We start from the raw sequence: 23,081 nt of genomic DNA, 5'->3' as shown, positions 1-23,081 counted from the left end.
GAGAATGTCCGCCCAGCTCGAAGAAGTTGGCCTCTACGCTGACCTGACCATGCTCCAGTTTAAGCAAATCAGCCCAGATCCCAACCAGGGTGTATTCAGTGTCCTTGCGCGGCGCAACGTACGTTTGCTCACCCAGTCCGGCGTCCGGTGCTGGCAGCGCACGTCTGTCGACTTTACCATTGGCTGTCAGTGGCCACTGAGTCACGGTAACAATGGCGCCCGGTAACATATAGGCAGGTAATTGCTCACCAAGCGCTGCTTTTAATTGGCTCAGCCAAGTCTCATCGGTATTGGCTTCTGCGCCTTTTACATAGGCGACCAGTTGCAACGTGTCATCCGCCAGTGGCATAGCCTGCACCAAAGCAGAGTCAACCATGGCCAGCTCAGCAATGCGATTTTCCACTTCACCCAGCTCAATACGGTGACCGCGAATTTTAACCTGATCGTCCTGACGACCCAGATAATGTAGCTCGCCGTTTTCGTCATAACGGGCCAAATCGCCCGCACGATACAAACGCTCCCCAAGCCAGGGGTAACGATGGGTGTCGAATGGATTGTCAATAAATCGCTCAGCACTGAGTGCTTCGCGGTTAAGATAGCCGAGGGCGAGACCTGCACCACCGACATAGATTTCGCCCGCGCACCCATCAGGTACCAGCTTCAGTGCATCATCGAGCAGTACGATGTGCTGGTCGCGCAGCGGTCTGCCAATATTGATCGGCGCATTGGCTTCTAACCGTTTATAGGTCACATGCACTGTGGTTTCTGTGATCCCATACATGTTAATGAGCTCAGTTGGCTGCTGTGCAAAGTGCGTCCACCACTGGCTAACATGACTTGGCGTCAACCCTTCACCACCAAATACGATGCTGCGTAGCGAGGGCAGCGCCTCCCCTGCCGTCACCAGATAGTCGGTAAGTTGTTTAAAGGCGCTTGGCGTCTGGTTGAGAATAGTCAGTTTATGGCGCTGACACAAAGCCACAAACAACTGGCTGTCTTTGACTTCATCCAGGCTTGGCATCAGCAGCTTGCCACCAAACAGCAGGGCACCCCAGATCTCCCAGACACTGAAGTCGAAGGCAAAGGAGTGGAACACACACCAGCAATCGTCTTCATTAAAATTAAAATCGCTCTGAGTCACATCAAACAGGCGACCCACATTGCGGTGCGTTTGCAACACCCCTTTTGGTTTACCCGTGGAGCCCGAGGTATAAATCACATAGGCCAGATTGTCTGATGTATGCGTCGTTAACTGCACGTTATCCGTGCTGTAACCCGCTAATACCAGCTTATTCAGGTCGATAACAGGCGTGTCCTGAAGTACCAGCGCATCGGCCACCTGATCTTCGCCCAGCACCAGCGCCACGCCCGCATCCTGACAGATAAAATCGAGACGCTCCTGCGGATAATTTGGATCAAGCGGCACATACGCACCACCGGCTTTAAGAATAGCCAGTATGCCCACAATCATGTTGACCCCGCGACCCACGCAAAGACCTACCAGCGTATCCGGGCGGATATCGTGTGCTTCAATAAGATAGTGTGCAAGGACATTGGCCCGTGCGTTCAATTCGTGATAGGTCAGCGACTCTTGCTGATATACCAGTGCGGTGCGCTCGCCAAATTTGGCTGCCTGACGTTCAAACCGAGCCTGAATGCAGCTTGTTGTGTCTGTGTCGACGGCGTGTGCTACATTCGCGCGCAGCAGCGCATCTTGTTGCGCCTCGCTCAGCACACTGAGTTTTGCCACAGGAGTGTCAGACTCGTCATGCAACGCACACAGCAACTGTTCAATGGCGCACGTTACATACTCGCCTATTGCGTTGATGTCGACCGAGCGGTCAACTTGCAGATTGAACGAGAAATCCCTTCCCCAGTCATCCACACATAAATTAAACGGATAGTTAGTGCGCTCTTTAGCAGCGATGGCCTGTGCGCCCCCCTGCGCTGGCGCTTCTGCCAGACGGGAGTGACGATAATTGAAAATGGCACTGAATAAAGGCGTTTGTGTACCAACACCACTGCATGCTTGCGCTTCGGTTAGCGACGCCTGTTCATACGGCATCAAACCGAGCAGGGCCTGGTCGACCTGCTGCAATAAAGTATCCGCCGCTTCATCGGCCAGGTTAACACGCAAAGGCAGGGTGTTGATCATCATGCCCATCATCTGCTCTATACCCTGCTGGCCACTCATGCGGCCCGACAACACAGTACCAAATACCACATCCCGGCTCTGACTACAGGCCGACACCACCATGGCCCAGGCCAGATGGAAAAATGCCGCCGGACTCATACCCCGCTGCTGCATCTGGGTGCGGATCTGCGAAGATTGTTGCTGACTCAGCTCAACATGCAATTCGTTGCAGTGCAGCTCGTCGGCCTGGGTGCTGTCCAGCCCAAACGGGTAACACGGCGTCTCAATATCGCCCAGCTGATCGGTAAAGTATTTGCGGCTATCCAGGTGCGCCACATTGTGCAGCGTCTGGGCAATAAACTGTCGGTAAGGTAAGGCAGCAGGCAGCTGAGCGAAAGTTTGCTCATCCATGGCCAGCTCAGCCATGATCATTTCAACAGAGATATGGTCGAGCAGGATATGATGCTCCTTGAGCACCCCGCAGTATTTATTCGTTTTTGGATCATGGGCCAGTTCCAGCTGAACCAGCGGCGCAAGCTCCAGATCCATACGATGTACGCCCTCGGCCACATAGGCGTCGAGTTTTTCTCGGGCATCCGTGTGACCAGAAAACGACAACCAGGTTGGTAACAGCTCACAATGACCCAGCACCACCTGTAAAGGGGCTTGACACTCGCGCCAGGCCACCATAGTGCGCAGCACGTCGTAGCGTGCAATGATCTGATTAAAGCGCGCAACAAAACGGTCGATCTGAGCTTCGCTGTCAAATTCCAGCGTGATGGTGGTGACGTAAGGGTCGGATTTTTCCGTCGCACTGTGAACCAGGAATATGCTTTCCTGCAAAGGAGCCAGCGGATAAATATCCGCAATATTAGCGGCCCCACCCGGAACACGCTCACTCAGCGAATCCAGCTCACTCTGAGTCATCGAGGCCAGCGTCACCATATCCGGCGTGATCCGCGTACAGTGTGCCGGGATGCCATTTTGCGGCAATTCAGGTTCGCTGTGATGGCTGGCGTCTGTGATGGTTTTGGCCATCTCGCCCAGCACCCGGGCATTAAACAACGCCTGTACCGAGGTGCGCCAGTCTTGCTTTTTCAATCGGCTGACCAGCTCCATCACCATCAGAGAGTGACCGCCTAATTCGAAGAAGTTAGCCGCCATGCTGACGTCGACAAGTTCAAGGTTTAACAGCTCGGCACATAGTGCTGCCAGCGCCTGCTCCTGCTCAGTAACCGGGGCGAGGTATTCAACTTCATAGCCCAAGCTTTGCGGTACCGGCAGTGCTTTACGGTCAATTTTACCATTTGGCGTTTGCGGCCATTCGTTAAGTAGCACAAAATTCGATGGCACCATATACTCGGCCAGCGACTCACTTAACATGCTTTGCACCGAGACAATTAGCGCCTGCTGCGTCTCATCCGTCAACTCGCTGCAGGGCTTAACATAGGCCACCAGTCGCTGATTGCCTTTGTCATCACTCAGTGCCATCACCAGTGCAGAATCAACCTGTTGATGCTCGCCAATGTGATATTCAATTTCGCCCAGCTCAATACGCTGACCCCGGATCTTAACCTGATGATCCAGACGACCCATGTATTCGATGTTGCCGTCTTCACGAAAACGTACCAGATCGCCGGTTTTATACAGGCGTTTGCTAGGGCTTTGCGGATAAAATGGGTTATCGATAAAGCGCTCGGCCGTCAACTCAGGGCGATTGTGATAACCACGCGCAAGACCTTCACCGCCAATGTGCAACTCACCGCACGCACCCTGTGGCAACAAGTTAAGCGCATCGTCCAGTATGTATAACTGAATATTCTGGATGGGTTTGCCAATGGGGATGCTGCTGCCGTGGGGCATCGCGCAATCCCAGTAACTAACGTCGATGGCCGCCTCTGTCGGGCCATAGAGATTATGCAGCTGCGCGGTGGGTAACAGTGCCTTAAACTGCTCAACATGACTGATTTGCAGGGCTTCACCACTACAGAATACCTGTTCAATTGAGCTACATGCGGCCAGGTCGCCATGTTCCAGCATCACGCCCAGCATGGAAGGCACAAAGTGCAGTTTGGTCACACCGGTTGCGACTATTAGCTCATTGAGGTAAGCCGGATCTTTGTGTCCACCCGGTTTGGCAATCACCAGCTCGGCCCCTTTAAGCATGGGCCAGACAAATTCCCATACCGAGACATCAAAGCTGTAGGGGGTTTTTTGTAAGATTTTATCCTGCGGCTGACATCCGTACTCCTTGTCCATCCAGTCGATGCGGTTATACAGTGCCTGATGTTCCAGCAACACGCCTTTGGGTTGACCCGTCGAGCCCGAGGTATAAATAGTGTACGCCAGGTTCTGTGCCGTCAGGCCAATGTCGCTAACCGCAATATTCGAGTCCGGATAGGCGTCGAAGTCGAAGTTGTCCAGCGCAATGACCGCCGCATCGCCCAGCGATACCCGATCAATTACCTCTTGTGTGCTCAACACCACCTGGGCGCTGGCGTCCTCAACCAAATAGTTCAGCCGACCTGATGGCAGTTCCGGGTCCAGTGGCACATACGCGCCGCCAGCCTTGAGAATACCCCAGATCCCAATCACCATTTCAAATGACCGCTCTGTGCATAAGCCAACCAGAGCGTCCGGGCCAATCGCATACTCAGTGCGTAGATAATGGGCCAGCTGATTTGCCTTTGTGTTGAGCGTGTCATAACTCATGGTGCGCCCGTCAAAGCGCAGTGCGATGGCATCTGGCGTGGCTTTGGCTTGCTGCTCAAACAGTTCGTGCACACAGCGCTCGCGCGGGTAATCCAGCGCCGTAGTGTTCCAGTCAACCAGTTGCTGTTGACGCTCAGTCTCAGACAGCAGTATTAAAGTATCGGGCTTGGCCGATAAATCAGCTGGCTGCAACGCAGCCAGTTGTGACAGTACGGTATTTAAGTGATCAGCAATCGCAGTGACATGTTGTGCACGATACAAAGCGGTGTCGTAAGTGATCTCTATCGCCACGCCCTGCTCATTCAGTGCCACTTCAATTTCCAAATCAAACTTAGTGGTCACACTGCTGGCCGGACGCTGCGCGATTTGCAGACCATCCAGCGCCAGTTGTTGCTCCCTGACACCATAATCTGTATTCGTGGTTAGCATGATCTGAAACAGCGGCGCATGTGCGCCGCTGCGGGGAACATTGAGTTTTTCGACCAGCTGCTCGAAGGGCACATCCTGATTGGCCTGAGCGCCAAGGTGTACGGATTTTACATGCGCAAAGTAGTCTGTCAGGCTGGGCTGGTCAGTATTCAGTCGCAGCACCAGCGTATTGGCGAAATAGCCTATTAAGCCTTCTAACTCTGCGTGACCGCGGTTAGCGATGGGCGTACCAATCACAATATCATGGCTGTTGCTATGACGTGACAGCACATAAGCCAGTGCGCTGTGGATCAGCATAAAGGGGGTCAATTGCTGCTGGCGGGCTAAGTTTTGTAAAGCCTGCGCCTGACTCGCTGATAACTCGCTGCGTACCAGTGCACCATGCAGCTGCTTAGTCGCTGGACGCTCAAAGTCCGGGGTAATACCATGAACAGCTGGCGCATCCGCCAACGCCTGTTGCCAGTAGGTGAGCTGCTCGGCAAGCGCTTCTTTGGTCAGGTGCTCGCGCTGCCAGTGCGCGTAATCCGCATATTGCAGTGGCAATGGTGCCCAGCTGACAACCTGCCCGGTGACTCTGGCCTGATAGGCTTGCACAAACTCGCGGGTCAAAATTTCCATCGACCAGCCATCGGACACTATATGGTGCATATTCAGTAGTAATACGCCCTGTTGTGTGCCATCACTGTGTTTGTGCGTGCACAGATAGGTCACTCTGAACAGCACATCTTTGCTCAGATCAAATGGTGTCAGAGTATCGCGCTCAATGTGTGCGGCCACGTCTACAGCCAGGTCGTCGCTATCACACAAATCAATTTGGTGGATATTGAGCGCCACATCATCACGTGTCGTCTGCCTGGGTCCATCCTCAGAATCATAGTAACCGGAGCGCAAAATCGTATGGCGCAGCAAAATATCGTTGAATGCATCTTCTACGGCCGTCAAATCCACACGACCCTGCACATCCAGTGCAAGGGGGATATTGTACTCGGCCGATGGCCCTCGTAGCTGCTCTAAAAACCATAAGCGCTGCTGTGAGAAAGACAACACGCTTTGCGTTAACCCCAGAGCGGGGATCGCGCCTTCGGACTGGGTTAACGCATTTGGTTTTACTGCTTGCTGGCTCAACAGCTCAATAAGCTGAGTTTTGTTTTCCTTGAGTGCGCTTCTCAGCTCATCAGTCATACTGCCTTTTGCTGCTTTAAACTTGAGTTTGCCCTGCTCGACATACAGATGAACGCCCTGTGATATCGCTAACTCGAAAGCCTGATGTACATTCATTAAATCTCACCATCCTCAACTAAATCCTGATCGCAGATACTGTCTGCCGCCTGTGCATTGAGCTGTTGCATTCGCAGCAGGTCGATGTGCTGGGCCAGCTGGGCCAGTGACTGCGCCGTAAAAATGTCCTGCATGTCTATCTGTTGTAGCTGTAATTCCGGGTCCGATGTAATCGCTCTGACCAGCTTACTGACCAGCAGGGAGTGGCCACCTAAAGCAAAGAAGTTGGCCGAGGTGCTTATCTCACTTTCCTGCAAGTGCAGTAGTTGCGCCCAGATGGCAACCAGACGTTGTTCGCTGGGTGTTTCAGGCGCGATGTATTCCCCTTCAACGGCGGCTAAATCCGGCTCTGGCAGCGCCCGTTTGTCTATCTTGCCGTTACTGGTCAGTGGCCATTGAGATACCGGCACAAACATCCCCGGCACCATGTAGTCCGGTAGTTTATCGGCCAGCTCCGTCTTGATCCGCTGAACAGCCGCCTTGCCATCATTAATATTTTCATGGCCAGAGGCACTATTTTTGGCTTGTTTATTGTTCAACTGCACATACGCCACTAAGTGTTTGGCACCCGTTGCACTGCTCGCAACAGTCACCACGGCCGCATCGACATCAGGACACTCGCTCAGCAAGCCTTCAATTTCACTGATCTCAATCCTGAAGCCGCGGATCTTCACCTGCTGGTCGATCCGACCCAGGTATTCCAGCTCGCCATCGGGTAAATAACGAACCAGGTCCCCCGTTTTATACAAGGTTTCGGTTACACATTTATTGTGGCCATCGAAATAAGGATTGGGGATAAATCGCTCTGCGGTTTGCTCAGGTAGCTGGTGATAGCCGCGCGCCAAACCAACGCCGCTGATGTACAGCTCCCCCACCACGCCCGGCGATAACAGGGCCTGGTTGCTGTCGAGCACAAAAGCACTGGTGTTTTTCAGCGGCTTACCTATGGTGACTTTCTGTCCGGGGCGTAACTCGGCCCAGGTAGCGCAGATAGAGATCTCGGTCGGGCCATAGGCATTGACCATGCGATACGCACCGCCCCACTGTTCAACCACTTCCTGATCGCAGGCCTCACCGCCTACGGCGAGGGCTTTTAGTGCTAAGTCATCACGAAACTCCATCATGGCCAGGAAAGCCGGTGGCAATAACACATGAGAAATAGCTTCGCTGTGTAACAGCTGACCTATGCTCTCAGGAGACAGTCGCTGAACGCTGTCGGCAATCACCAAAGTGGCGCCGCTCAGCAGTGCCATCACATATTCCCAGGTCCCTGCATCAAAGCTCATAGAGGCAAAATGTAAGACCTTGCTTTGCTCATCGACTTTCAAGTGATAGCGGTGGTTAAATGCAATATTCACAATCCCTTTGTGCTCAAGCAGCACGCCCTTAGGCTTGCCGGTTGAGCCCGAGGTGTAAATGGCATAGGCCAGGTTTGACGACGTCAGCCCCGTTACCAACTCACTTGGGTTGTGGGTCGGGTAATCGATAAAGGTCTGTACCACTTGCTCATTACCCAGACCATCAATGCAGACGCTGTGATAATCGGTTAAGTCCAGCTGCTCAATAATAAAGTGGGTTGAAAGGATGATTTTAACGCCGGAGTTTTCCATCATGTAGGTCACACGCTGGCGCGGATAAGCCGGGTCTAACGGCACATAGGCTGCACCGGCTTTGAGGATGGCCAGAGTACCTATGATCATTTCCAGCGAACGCTCAACACATAAGCCGATAAAGGTATCCGGCGTCACCTGATATTCACGAGTCAGGAAGTGCGCCAGCTGATTGGCACGCTCATTCAGTTCGCGATAAGTCAGCTGTTTGTTGCCGAACTTAACGGCAAGCTGATCCGGGGTTTGCAGCGCCTGCTCTTCGAACACTTCATGAATGCATTTATCGACTGGATAATCCGCCGCATTGTTATTCAGGCCATCGATCAGATAGGATTCGAGTTTGTCACCCAAAATAGACAGACGATTTAAAGGTAAGGTACGTCGGGTCTGAGCGCTCATATCCGCCAACGCTATCAGGGCATTGTTGAAGTGCTCACTCAGCTGCTCAACAAATTCAGCGTCGAACAAGGCCACATCATAGTTCCAGGTGGTCTCAATCTGGTTGTCGCTGATATTCAGCGCAATTTCCAGATCGAATTTAATCGCCGGATGACTGCCTTGCAGCGGTGACAGGCTCACGTCTGGCAGTGCCATCAGGGCCGACTCGTCGTTGCCGTCGGTAAACTTGTCATTGGTGGTCAGCATGACTTGCACCAGCGGCGTGTATGATGAGGTGCGTGGCAAGTTCAGCGCATCAATGAGCTGCTCGAACGGTACGTCCTGATTCACCTGGGCGTTCATATGCACCTGACGAACATGGTCAAGATAGCTCTCCAGTGTGTTATGACGAGTATTCAGGCGCAAAGCCAGGGTATTGACGAAACACCCAATGAGCGGACTGAGGGCCTCATCGGCACGGTTTGCCACTGGCGTGCCAATGACAATATCGGACTGGTTGCTATGACGGCTAAGTACCACACCCAGCACGGCATGCATGAGCATAAACGGGCTCAGCTGGGCCTGTCTGGCCACCGCGCCTAACTGCTGTGCCACGTATGCAGGCAAAGTGGCCGTAACATGTGCCCCCAGGGTTTGTTTGACTTCCGGGCGATGATGCTGGGTTGGCAGGCTGTGTGTCAGCGGCGCATCTTCCAGTGCCTGTTGCCAGAATGTCAGCTGTTTCTCAAACTCACCGCCCTGCATTTTGTCTCTTTGCCAGACGGCAAAGTCGGCATATTGCAGTGCCAATTCAGGTAACGGATTAACCTGCTCTGCTGAATAGGCCCGATATAAAGTCACAAACTCATTGATCAGTACATCCATCGACCAGCCATCAGAAGCAATGTGGTGCAGTGTCAGCAACAACACGCCTCGCTGATCATGACCCGTGCCCTCAAGCTTGAGGTACTGTCCGCGGATTGACAACTGCTGAGTCAGATCAAACGGGCGTTGTGCTTCTTCAAGCAGGCACTGAGACAACTGCGCCTGCCGCTGTTCACCCTGACTGTCACTGAGATCGACAAAGCCGAGCGAAAAATCGTGCTCAGGCAAAATGTGCTGGCGCACTTCATCGTCCTGTTCGCGATAGACAGTGCGCAAAATCTGATGGCGTGCCACGATAGTACTGAGTACCTTTTCAACCAAAGTCAGCTCCAGCGCACCTTCCACATTCAGCGCGACGGGCATATTGTACTGACTCTGACCGGATTGCATTTGCTCCAGCAGCCAGAAGCGCTGTTGAGTGTAAGAGAGCACGCAGCCATCCGGATAGTGTCCGGGTTGCGGCCCCTGCGCGTTGCCAGACGTGCCTTCGGCATGCGACAGAAACGCAATGATCTCTGCCTTGTTTGCGATGATGTCCTGCTTGAGTGCGGCCGGAAATTCGGCCACCGTCAGATCAAAATGTAACGCGCCCTCTTTGGCATACAGGTAAACGCCCTGATCTGCTGCCGACTTAACTAGTTGTGCAATCATTATAGTGTTCCACTCATCATTACCGATTCATTGGCTTTTTTGTCTTCGAGATATTTTTGTGCCAGCTTGCTCTCAATTACCTGCGAAAGGACCGCTAATTCTGCAGCGTCGAAAATTTCCCGTAATGTCAGCTCGATTTCGAACTGGGTTTTAATTGCCCCCGCCAGCTTGATCAGATACAGCGAATGGCCGCCCAGCTCGAAGAAGTTGGCGCTGGTACTGATCTGCTCGCTGTTGAGGTCGAGTAGTTCCGCCCAAATTGCCACCAGGGCATGCTCTGTCTCACTCTGCGGTGCAATGTATTCCTGACCTGCCAACATACCTTGTGGTGTTGGCAGGGCTTTTTTATCTATTTTTCCGTTTGGCGTCAGCGGCCATTCGTCTATCAGCACAAACTGGCCCGGGATCATATGCGCCGGTAAGTCACCTTCCAGTGCATTTTTCACATCAACCAACCAGGCTTGTTGGCGTGTCTCATCGTTTGTCTCACACGTGAGACAAGGTTGCAGATACGCCACCAGATAGTGACTTCCATCACTGTGGTCGCGCGCCATAACCAAAGATGTCACAACATCCGGATGCGCATTGAGGCGATGTTCAATTTCACCCAGTTCAATCCTGAAACCGCGGATCTTGACCTGATCGTCTATCCGGCCAATAAACTCAAGACGACCATCTTCGCGATAGCGCACCAAATCGCCGGTGCGATATAAGCGTTTGCTGTTATTGACCCCCGCCGCTTCATAGTAAGGGTTATCAATAAACCGCTCCGCCGTTAGTTCAGGGCGGTTCAGATACCCTCGCGCAACACCGGCACCACCCAGATAGAGCTCACCAACACTGCCAGTCGGTAACAGCTCTTGCGCGCTGCCAAGTACATACGCCTGACTATTCGCAATCACCCGGCCAATGTCCGGCACCTGACTCAAGGCAGACGTAAAGCGCGCCGCCGTCGAATAAGTGGTGTCTTCGGACGGACCATAGAGGTTGCACACGACAACCCCCGGGCACGACTCTAAAATCTGATTCACCTGTTGCGCGGTCAGTGGCTCACCCGCGAGGTTAATCACTTTAACCCCTGACGGCACCGCCCCGACTTCCAGCAAGGCTTTCATCGCCGATGGCACGGTGTTGATCATGCTGATATCCAGCTGCTGCTCGGCCAGTGCCATGGCATTTTGCACAATCACACTTTGATAGCCAAAGCACAGCGGTAAGAACAACTCATAAATCGACAAGTCAAAGTTCAGTGACGTCGAGGCCAGCACTTTATCCAGCTCGACATCGCTGTAGGCTTGTTTCGCCCACTGCAACATAGACACGGTATTGCCATGCTCGATCATCACGCCCTTCGGCTTGCCGGTCGACCCTGACGTGTAAATCAGATAAGCCAGGCTCTGGGCACACACGCCGGTTTCTGCTCGGGTTAAATCGTGTGCAGGATAAGCCGAAATTATGTCGTGATTATGAGACTCTGGTGCGTCCAGTAAAACGACGTTAGCATATCCCAGCGATACCTTTTGCGCAACATTCTGTTGACTTAATACAACATTTAGACTGGCGTCTTCAATCAGATAGGCCAGACGCGATTGCGGGTAGTTAGGGTCCAGCGGCACATAAGCGCCACCGGCTTTGAGAATACCCCAAATGCCTATCACCATTTCCAGTGAACGCTCTACACATAAACCCACTAACGAATCCGGTCCGATATTGTGCTCGGCGCGCAGATAATGGGCCAGCTGGTTGGCTCTGGCGTTCAGCTCGCCATAGCTCAGGGTCTGCTCACCAAAGTGCAGCGCAATCTGCTCCGGGGTGGCCGCTGCCTGCTGCTCAAACAGCTCGTGAATACACAGCTCACGCGGATATTCCAGCGCTGTGTCGTTCCAGCTGTGCAGCTGCTGCTGGCGCTCGGTCTCATCCAGTACACACAGGCTCTGCACCGCAGTGCAGCTCTGGCTATCCGCTAAATCCACGTCAAGTAAGTCCAGCACCTGAGTCAGGGTCACTTGCAGATACTGGGCTATGCGTGCCGCCGGGGCGCGTTTGTCTACCTGAAGCTCAAAGCCAAAGCCATCGCCGAAGTCATCTACTGACAGATTAAACGGATAGTTGGTGCGCTCTTCACTGGCAATCACCTTGAATCCGGCCTCCTGTTCCAGCTGCGATTCCTCTGTTGCCGAGTGACGGTAGTTCAGCATCGCGCTGAACAGGGGCAGCTGACCACTCACACCGCTACAACGCTGCGCCTCGGCCAGGGAGACCTGCTCGTACGGCATCAAGGCACGCAGGTCGTCATTAATTTGTGCCAGCAGGCGCATCGCATCCTGCTCACTCAGCGACACCCGCAGTGGCAGGGTGTTGATCATCATCCCCATCAGCTGGCTGCTCAGGCCATCATCGCTCATACGACCGGATAAGACAGTACCGAACACCACCTCCGACTGGCCGCTACACACGCCCAGCACTTTGGCCCACACCAGGTGGAACAGCGCTGCCGGGCTGCTGTGATACTGGCGGGTTAAACGACGAATGCGCTGCGCCTGCGCGTCATCCAGCGTGACATGCACGGTTTCAATGCCCGAGCCGTCATTCAGTACATCCGTCAGACCATAAGGCAAAGTGGGTTCACTGACATCCCCCAGCATCTGCGAGAAGAAGGCTTCGGTATCCAGACTCGCGGTGCGCGCCAGGGTGCGACCGACAAATTCCCGGTACGGCACGGGCTCGCCCAGACTGGCTTGATTGCCATTCAGCAGCGCCGTTAATTCATGCACCAGAATCTCCAGCGACACGTGATCTGAGATCAGATGGTGTTCACACAACAGCGCATAATGCTTGCCCTGCGCGGCGTCTTCGCACACGCTCAGTTGCAACAGCGGCGCGTTTTCCAGCTCAATCCACAGCGGCTGCTCGGCCACATGGGCACTGAACGCGGCCCAGACATCGTTTGCCTCGCTGAAGTCCAGCTCAGCCACGGGCAGCTCCACCTCACGCTGTACCACCTGAAGTGCAGTGGTGCGGTTGCGCCACAGGATGGCGGTGCGCAGCACATCGTGGCGGGCAATCAGGGTATTGAGCGCCCACTTAAAGCGCTCAAGGGACTCCGTGCTGTCGAATTCAAAGGTGGTGCTGGTGACATACGGGTCCTGCCCTTCGCTCATGGTGTGCACAAACAGCACACCCTCTTGCAGCGGCGCCAGCGGGTAGATGTCCTGAATATTGGCCATGCCCCCGGGGATAGTCTGAGCAATATCCTTAAGCTGTTGCTCATCCAGCTCAGTGAGCGTCACCATCTCCGGGGTGATTTTGCTGCAATCCGCCGGAATTAAATTGGCGGGCACACGACTTGATTCCTCACTCCCAAGTGCCCGAACCTGGCGCGCCATGTCCTGTAGCGTATGTGCCCTGAACAAGGCCTGCACATCAGCCTGATACTGGCGTGCGCGCAGCTGACTGACCAGCTGCATAATCAGTAATGAGTGGCCGCCCAGCGCGAAGAAATTAGCGTGGACACCCACCTTATCGGCGTCCAGCGACAACAGGGAGGCAACGATGTCGACCACCATTTTCTCGGCGTCGGTTTGCGGTGCCTGATAAGGCTGCTCGAGCGTTTTCGCCGGCAAGGCCAGCAGTGCGCGCTTGTCCAGCTTGCCATTGGCGGTCAGCGGCCATTGGTCCACAAAGCTGTAGGCCGAGGGCACCATGTACTCCGGCAGGTTGCCACTCAGATACTGTTGCAGTGCATCAATCAGGCTGCTGTCTTGCTCACTTTGAATGAAAGCACGCAGTACCTTACCGCCTTGCGTACCAACCTCGGCTAATACCACCGCCGACTCCACCCGTTCATGACTCATCAGCTGGGTTTCTATCTCGCCCAGCTCAACCCGGAAACCACGGATCTTGACCTGATCGTCACTGCGTCCGACAAACTCAATCTCACCATCTGTACCCATGCGCACCAGGTCGCCGGTTTTGTACAAACGGGCGCTCAGCGCCGGATTGGCCGGGTCAAAATACGGGTTATCAATGAATCGCTCGGCGGTGAGCTCCGGTTGATGCAGATACCCACTGGCCAGACACTGACCACTGACATACAGCTCACCGACCACGCCCGGCGGGCATAAGGTCAGTTGCTCGCTGAGTACCAAAGTCGCGGTGTTGACGTTGGCGCGGCCGATGGGCACCGCGCGTGGCGCATCGTAGCCGCCACTGATGGCATAGCCGGAAGCCGTGACTGTGGTCTCGGTCGGGCCATAGGTATTAAGCAGCACAAAGCCCGGTTTAAGCGACGCCACCGACTGTTTATCCAGCGCTTCACCGCCGACAATCACCAGTCGCAGCGCCAGGGCTTCAAGCTCGGCCTCACTTAGCGCCAGCATATGCCAGAACGCCGTGGGCAGACTGGCCACGCTGATGGCATGGCTGTCACAAAAAGCAATAAAGGCCTCGCGGCTCAACGACACGTCTTCATCGCGCAGCACCAAAGTAGCGCCCTGAGTCAGCGTTGCCAGCCATTCTTCGACGAAAATATCGAAGTTCATAGTTGAGAATTGCAACACATTGTCGGCTTCGGTGATTTCGTAGCGCTGCTCACAGTTCGCGGCAAAGTTGATAAGATTATGATGACTTATCATCACGCCTTTGGGGTTACCGGTTGAGCCCGAGGTGTACATCACATAGGCCAGATCCTCCGGGGTCAGCGCCACATCCGGGTTGCTGATTGGATAGTTTGCAAACTGGCTGGCGTTATCCAGCAGCACTGGCGTGACGTTAAAGTCGCTCAGGATCCCGGCCACTTTTTGCTGAGTCAGTACTACAGACAGGCCGGTGTCTTCGACCATATACGCCAGACGCTCCTGCGGGTAATCCGGGTCCAGCGGCACATAGGCCCCACCGGCTTTGAGGATAGCCAGTACCGCCACCATCATCTCCAGCGAGCGGCCAACACACAAACCCACCAGAGTATCCGGACCCACCTGATGCTCGGCCCGTAAATAGTGTGCCAACTGGTTGGCGCGCTCGTTGAGCAAGTGATAAGTCAGGAAGTCATCGTCATAGCTGACGGCAACGCGGCCCATGGTTTTCGCGGCCTGCTGCTCAAACAGCTGATGTACCGAAGCTTGTGGTAAAGTCACAACCGGCCCTTGCTGAGCGCTCAGTAATGTCTGGCGCTGCCCGGCAGAATAGGCTGTCCACTGAGCCGGTGATTCCTCGGAATCGCGCATGGCATGGTGCAATAAGTTGTCGATGGCAGTATTCATCAAGTCTGCCACCAGCGCCAGCGGCACACGCGCATCCGCCTGGAAGTCGAGGGTAAACTCGTCACCAAAGTCATTGACCGACAGGTCCAGCGGATAGTTACTGCGCTCACGTACTGCGGTTATGTCGTACAGGCTGCTTTGTTGCTCATCAAGGTTTTCGGAGTGGCGAAAATTCAGCGTGGTGCTGAACAAAGGCGAACTGGCGTCAACCTGCGAATGACGCTGCGCCTCGGCCAGTGCTACCTGCTCGTAGGGGATCAATCCCTGCAGCTGCTCGTGGACCTGAGTCAGCAAGGTTTTGGCATCCACATCCGCAAGCGTTACGCGCACCGGTAAGGTATTGATCAGCATACCCAGCATACGCTCCACGCCCGCTTCACCGCTCATACGCCCTGACAATACAGTACCAAACACCACATCCTGCATATTACAGCAGTGGCTTAGCACCTGTGCCCAGGCGGCATGGAACAGCACTGCCGGGCCCATTTGTAATTGCCGTGACAACTGACGAATGCACTCACCCTGCTCAGGTGCCAGCGCATAGCTAAGCTCCTGCGAATTCGACCCATCGCCGAGCGTATCGGCCAGACCAAAAGGCAAAGTTGGCGTATCAACCTCCCCCAAACGCGCCGAGAAAAAGGCCGCGCTGTCGAGGGTTTTAGCAATGTGTTGTGACTTGGCAACGAACTCGCGATACGGCACTTGTGGTGGCAAGCTGGCCTGCTCACCCGCTACACACATGGCCAACTCTTCAAGGATCAGTTCAACGGAGACATGGTCGGTGATCAGATGGTGATGCTTAAACAAAGCATGCACTTTGCCACTGGCTTCATCCCGAACAACCTGCATGCGTACCAGCGGAGCCTGCTCCACATCGATTTTATGATTGCCGTGTGCAACAAAGTCATTAAATTTGGCCAGTACATCTTGCTCAGCACCAAAGTCCAGCCACTCAACCAGGCTGCCTACTTCGCGCTGTACCACCTGCACCGCCCGTTCACGGCCGCGCCACAGGATCACGCTGCGCAAGATATCATGGCGGGCAACCACCTGCTCCAGCGCCGTAACGAAGCGCTCAAACTTGTCCTCATCCGCAAAGGTCAGTGCTGCAGAAATTACGTAGGGGTCAAACTCTTGCTGCAAAGAATGGGCAAACAAAATGCCTTCCTGCAGTGGTGCCAGCGGATAGATATCCTGAATGTTCTGCACACCGCCAGGAGTCTGGGCACAGACTGAGTCAATCTCGCTTTGGCTCAGAGAGATCAAGGGCAGCATCTGTGGCGTGATAACCGTGGTATCAGCCGTTATCCCATTTGCGGGCACCTGCCAGCTACTTTCTTCTTCCAGCTTAGTCACAGTGGAGGCCATCTCGGCCAGCGTCTGGGCCTTAAAAATAACCGCCGCCTCTGCCGTAAACCCGGCCTGTTTAAGCCGGGCATGGATCTTCATCACCAGCAAGGAATGACCACCTAATTCAAAGAAGTTTGCTGTGCGGCTGATATTGCTCGCTTCAATACCGAGCAGCTGCGACCAAATGTCGCTGAGCAGAATTTCCGTGTCCGTTTCAGGCGCTTCGTAGTGGCCCTGCCCTGCGGCCATATCGGGTTCTGGCAGCGCGCGTTTATCAATTTTGCCATTGGCATTGAGTGGCCATTGTGTCATTGCTACAAACGCACCGGGGACCATGTAAGCCGGTAAACTATCGCCCAGCGCCTCACTTAACCAGTGACCCAATGTCTGGCCCTCAGGCACCTCAGTTGCAGGCTCCACATAGGCCACTATCATGGCATTATTACTGAGGTCTTTGCGGGCAACGACCAGCGCCTGCTCAACTTGTTCCAGCGCATTCAGCGTGTGCTCGATTTCACCCAGCTCTACCCGGAAACCACGGATCTTTATCTGGTCATCCACCCGCCCGACGTACACAATCTGGCCCTGCTCGTCGTAGCGTACCAGGTCGCCGGAGCGATATAAGCGCAGAGGCTGTCCCTCACGCCCGGCAAAGGGGTTATCAATAAAACGCTCAGCACTGAGCTCAGCCAGATTGAGATATCCGAGCGCCAGTCCGTCACCACCAAGGTAAAGCTCGCCCACGGCGCCCACCGGCAGCAGTTGTTGCTGCGCAGACAAGAGATAACAGCGATCACCACAAATCCCGCGGCCTATCGGCAGCACGCCTTGGGCGATATCGTCGCTGTTCACCGCATACCAGGTTGAGAAAGTCGTATTTTCTGTCGGCCCATAAACATGAACAAAGCGGCAAGTCGGGTTATTGGCCAGGGCTTTTTCCCAGCTGTTAAGGCGAGCGGCTTCACCACCAGACAGCACGCAACGTAATGAGTCCTGCGTAACGCCGGTGCGGCTCCATTCATCAAACAGCCCGGTGGTCAGGAACATATCGGTGATCTGTTGCTCATCGATCACCTCGTCCAGACGAGCCACAGTTAAAAACTCATCCGGGAACAGCACACAACGACCGCCATTGAGCAGCGGCCCCCAGATCTCTATGGTTGCAGCATCAAAGGCGATGTTGGCACATTGCAAAAACGCCGTGTCGCTTCCCAATTCAATAAAGTCCGGGTTATCCACCAAACGCACCACCGCACGATGGGGTGTCATAACGCCCTTGGGGTTACCGGTTGAGCCAGAGGTATAAATCACATAGGCCAGAGACTCGGGCGATTGGGTATTGGCATACTGCGGATTGTCCGTTGCATACTGCGCAAAGCGTGCGCTATGGGTGTCCACGGCCACTAATTCGGCATCGCTAAATGCCAGTCGCTCGCTAAGCGCCTGCTCTGTCAATATCACATGAGCGCCGCTGTCTGCCAGCATATACTCAAGCCGGGACTGCGGATAATTGGGCTCTAATGGCAGATAAGCACCACCGGCTTTCAGAATGGCCAAAGTCGCCACCACCATCTGAATGGAGCGGCCAATGCACAAACCCACTAAAGTGCCATCAGTCACGCTATGTTGCTCACGTAAGTAATGGGCCAGCTGGTTAGCCTGCGTATTAAGCTCGCCGTAGCTGAGTGTTTGTTCATTGAGTTGCAGCGCAATGGCGTCCGGCGTGTTTGCGGCCTGTGCTTCAAACACCTGTTGGATCTGTATGTCGTTGCGATACCAGGGTGCATCCGCCTGCCACTGCACCAGCTGTTGCTGCTGCGCCTGCTCAGGCAGCACGCTGTAAGCAACGGGTTGCTCCGGTGCGTCTGCTAATGCTGTCACCAGCTGCGTCAGCGCATTAGTCAAATAAGCGGCAACCTGCTGTGCATCGACCTGCTGATCGATTTGATATTCAAGCGAGAAACCTTGCCCGAGGTCATTTACTGACAAGCCAAACGGATAGTTAGTACGCTCTTTGGCACTCAGCAAAGTCCAGGCCGCATTGTCCTGCTGCACTGCAGGCGTGTCATCCTTTGTCGCAGAATGACGATAGTTCAGCATGGCGCTGAACAGGGTAGCACCGCTGGCAAGGCCACTGTATTTTTGTGCTTCTGCCAGCGACACCTGCTCGTAAGGCAACAAGGCTTTGAGGCTCTGATCGACCCGCTTAAGCTGAGTCAGCAGCGGGGCATCATCCAGTGAAACACGCAGCGGCAGGGTATTGATCATCATCCCCATCATGGTCTCAATGCCCGCCATGCCATTCATCCTGCCCGACATCACACTGCCAAACACCACCTCCTGGGTGCCACAGCAGGCCGCAATCACCTGCGCCCAGGCCAGATGGAACAAGGCAGCCGGGCTCAGTCTTTCGCGCCGGGCCAGGGTGCGGATTGCGTCACTCAGCTCAGCCGGTAATGTGTCATGGTGATCAAGGATAGTCTCACCACTGCCTGTCACCTCACTCAGGCCAAAAGGCAGCGTGGGGGTTTCTATATCGCCCAGTTGCGCCGAGAAGAAACCCGCAACATCCAGATTGCGGTTATGCTCCAGGGTATGGGCAATAAAGGCACGGTAAGGTAAAGGCGTAGGCAACTCGCTGTCGGGGTCATCACATAACTGTTGTAACTGAGAGACTAAGATATCCAGCGACACATGGTCGGTAGTCAGGTGGTGGAAGGTTAGAAGCGCATAGTGCTTGCCCTGCGCATCGACCTCGGTGATCGCCAGCTTGATAAGTGGCGCTGCTTCCAGGTCTAAGGTGTGCGGATGCGCCGCTACGTAGGCTTCAAACGCCGCTTTGGTCGGCTCATCGGTATCAAACACCAGATGCGATACGCTCAATTGTGCCTCGCGCAGGACCACCTGTACGGGGGTTTCGCGTTCGCGCCACATAACGGCGGTGCGCAGCACATCGTGGGTTGCAACCATCTGTTGCAGTGCCTGCTGAAAATTCGTCAGCTGCGTTGTCCCATTAAACTCAAACGCCGCCGTGGTGACATACGGATCAGCCCGGGTATTGAGGGTATGCACGAATAGCACCCCTTCCTGAAGGGGTGCCAGCGGATAAATATCGGCAATATTGCCATGCTCGCCCGGAATTTTTGCCGCTATTTGGTCAATTTCCTGCTGACTCAGTTCGACCAGGTTGAGCATCTCTGGCGTCACGCGTGCACAGTCTGCCGGGATAGCGTTAACAGGCACGGTATAGATTTGTGCTTGTTTGCCCTGCTTATCGAGCAGCTCAGCCATCTCCCGCAAAGAGGCCGTTGCAAATAAATCGTGTACCCGAGCCTGCCAGCCCAATGCCTGAAGCTGACTGGCCAGCTGCATCAGCAACAGTGAATGACCCCCAAGCTGGAAGAAGTTGGCCGTTGCACTCACCTCTTCCACTTTCAGTAGCTCGGACCACAACGCAGCCAATGTGATTTCGGTCTCTGTTTGGGGTGCCAGATATTCGCCCTGCAACGCAATGGTTGTGCAAGCCAGCAAAGCTTTTTTATCAATTTTACCGTTCGGGGTCAGCGGCCACTGGGTCAGTAATGTGAAATGACCGGGCACCATGTGTGCGGGCAGTGCCTGCTCCAGTTCGCGCTGTAAAGCAAAGACAAACTCAGCTTGTTCCGACTCAGCCACCGGGTGCTGCGGGATCACACAAGCCAGCAGCTGATTAGTGCCACCCTGGCGTTTTGCCAGCACCACGCAAGAGTGCACCGCCGACAGTGTGTTCAGGCCATGCTCAATTTCCCCCAGCTCAACCCGAAAACCCCGTACCTTGACCTGATCGTCGGCACGGCCAACAAACTCCAGTTCGCCATTGGGCAGGTAACGAACCAAATCGCCACTGCGATACAGGCGTGCCCCGGTCTGCGGATTTTGCAAATAGAAAGGGTTGGGGACGAACTTCTCTTCGCTTAATTCAGAGCGATTCAGATAGCCCTGTGCCAGCCCGGCACCACCTATGTATAACTCACCAATCGAGCCAACCGGCAGCATTTTCTGGTATTCATCCAGAATAAACAAAGACACATTATCGAGCGCCTTGCCGATGCGGATGGCACTGCCGGGCGTCAACTGACACACAGTCGCACAGACCGACGCTTCTGACGGTCCATAGGCATTGTAAAAGCCATAGCGCGCCGACCATAAGTCGACCAGCTCCTGCTCACAGGCCTCACCGGCCACAATCAGGCATTGCAGCGCATAATCGTCCCGATATGCCATGGTGGCCAGAAACGCCGGTGGCAAGGTCACATGGGTGATCTGCTGCTGGACAAATAAATCGGCCACTTTGGCCGGTTCAAGACGCGCCTCATCACTGCTGATCACTAAGGTGGCGCCGTTGAGCAGTGCCATGACCCAGTCCCAGGTGCCCGCATCAAAACTGATTGAGGCATAATGTAACACCCGGCTTTGCGCTGTGATGGCGAATCGGTCTTGCTGATTCTGTGCCAGATTGACGATACCTCTGTGAGTACACATCACCCCCTTAGGTTTACCCGTCGAGCCCGAGGTGTAGATCAGATAAGCCAGTTCGTCGCTGTGCTGACGTATCTCTTTGCTGAGGTTGTGCGCTCTGCACTGGGACCACTCGCAAGCCTGAGTGTCCAGCGAAATCACTTTGTCCGCGGCAAATGCCAGCGACTCACGGCAGCGCTCATTGGTGAGGATCACGCTCACCGCTGAATCTGCCATCATATAAGCAAGACGCTCTGCCGGGTAGTTAGGGTCCAGTGGTACGTACACGCCGCCCGCTTTCAAAGTAGCGAGTATCGCTATCATCATTTCAGCACAGCGGTTGATACACACGCCCACATAGCTGCCCGGTGTCACCCCCTGGCTTACCAGATAGTGGGCCAGCTGATTGGCCCGCTCATTCAATGTCCGATAGCTCAGTGAGGTTTCTCCAAACACCAGGGCACAGTGCTCTGGGAGCGCAGTCACTTGCTGCTCAAACACTTGCTGTATCGTTAACTGCGACGCATAGTCAACCTGATTGCCATTCCAGTCGAACAGCTGCTGCTCGATTTCCTGCTCCGTTGCCAGTGTGTAATCACCAATCAGCATGGTGGGGTTGGCCACCACATCGGCAATCATGGTGGTCAGGCGACTAACATGGGCGTCAATTTCGTCTTCATTAAAGTAGTTGCGGTCAAAGTTAAACTCAACATGGACGTTATTAATATTATCATGGCTGCGCACATAAATAGACAAAGGGTAGGAGCCAAAGCCACTGTTCAGAACCGCCTTGTGGCTTTTCACTTCGCCAAACTGGGTATCCGAAGGATGATCTTCTACAGACAACTGAATGTCGAACAGCTGGCCTTCGCCCTCATTCATCGGCCTGAGGTCGCGGATCATTTCATGCAGTGGATATTTTTGATATTTGTAGCTGCGCTTAAGCTCAGCGGCCACCACTTTGAAGGTATCGGCGAAGCTGTCGCTGCGCGAAAAGGCCACCCCAACGGGGATCACTGAGGCCATCATGCCGATGGTCTGACGTAATTTGGCCGAGCTGCGGTTGTGCACCGGCATACCAATATGCACCAGCTCGCGCTTATCGTTCATCTGCGAAAAATACACCGCTATCAGGGTGGTAAAAAAGTGGGTGGCCGAGCAGCCATAGCGCGCAGCAACCGCGCCAATTTGATTATACTGCTGCTGAGTAAACTCATATTCGCGACGGGCAAATGGCTTATCATCAAACTGATTGGTTTTCTTTAGCAGGAGCGGATCCGGTAAGGTTTTAAACTTTTGCTGCCAAAAAGCCCGGTCTTTTTCGAACCGGCTACTTTGACGGTAGGCCAGGTCTTTTTCAATAAACTCGCTGTACGACGGGCGTTCAGGAACGTCTCTAACAAAGCGCCCCTGTGCATCCATTGCCAGATACGTTTCGCTGAGATATTCAATAAACAAACTGCCCGCAATGCCATCCACTATCAAATGATGGAACACCATACACATGGCACTTTCCTGCTCAGAGATTTTTAGCCAGTGAATGCGCCATAAACAGGGGCCATAAATATCAAAGGGCGTAGACATCTGCTCCTGACAGTAGTCTGCCGCACGCTGATGCGCATCCGGATAGCCACTTAAATCGATGCACTTCCAGTCCAGTTCTAACTCATCATTGATGATTTGCCATGGCTGAGTGCCTTCGAGTACCAGATTGATGCGATAGGCATCGGTGTTTGCCACAACATGGTCCAGTGCATGTTTAAAGCGTACTGGGTCCAGCGCCCCTGTTAATACAAACCGACCCCCAACGTTATACAGCGGGGACTCACTTTTGAATACTTGTTCCATCCAAACGGGTTGCTGGGATGATGTCAGGGGATAACGTCTATTATTCAT

Annotated in this window: 3 protein-coding genes (1 of these 3 running past the window's edge); all 3 read right to left on the bottom strand. The window is 54.2% G+C overall.

The window, feature by feature from the left end:
• Tightly spaced (each overlapping or abutting the next), the 3 genes in view from L1285_RS02225 to L1285_RS02215 form a layout consistent with a single transcriptional unit that may run on beyond the window.
• Positions 1 to 6,553, bottom strand: the 5' portion of a protein-coding gene (locus L1285_RS02225; protein ID WP_235410816.1) for a non-ribosomal peptide synthetase. 3,455 nt of this gene lie to the left of the window's left edge; only the first 6,553 of its 10,008 coding nucleotides appear in the window; the start codon lies at positions 6,551 to 6,553; its stop codon lies beyond the left edge, outside the window.
• Positions 6,553 to 10,077, bottom strand: coding sequence for a non-ribosomal peptide synthetase (locus L1285_RS02220; protein ID WP_235410815.1), 3,525 nt, complete (start codon positions 10,075 to 10,077; stop codon positions 6,553 to 6,555). Before L1285_RS02220 ends, L1285_RS02225 begins: the two co-directional genes overlap by 1 nt.
• Complete coding sequence (locus tag L1285_RS02215) at positions 10,077 to 23,081, bottom strand: non-ribosomal peptide synthetase (protein ID WP_235410814.1); 13,005 nt, start codon at positions 23,079 to 23,081, stop codon at positions 10,077 to 10,079. Before L1285_RS02215 ends, L1285_RS02220 begins: the two co-directional genes overlap by 1 nt.

Source organism: Pseudoalteromonas sp. DL2-H2.2, from assembly GCF_021532535.1.
Lineage (GTDB): Bacteria > Pseudomonadota > Gammaproteobacteria > Enterobacterales > Alteromonadaceae > Pseudoalteromonas > Pseudoalteromonas rubra_A.
This window is presented reverse-complemented; position numbering and strand designations above follow the sequence as displayed.

Excerpts from the sequence above, each read along its gene's own strand:
- L1285_RS02220 (WP_235410815.1), bottom strand. The coding sequence starts at position 10,077 with ATGATTGCACAACTAGTTAAGTCGGCAGCAGATCAGGGCGTTTACCTG.
- L1285_RS02215 (WP_235410814.1), bottom strand. The coding sequence starts at position 23,081 with ATGAATAATAGACGTTATCCCCTGACATCATCCCAGCAACCCGTTTGG.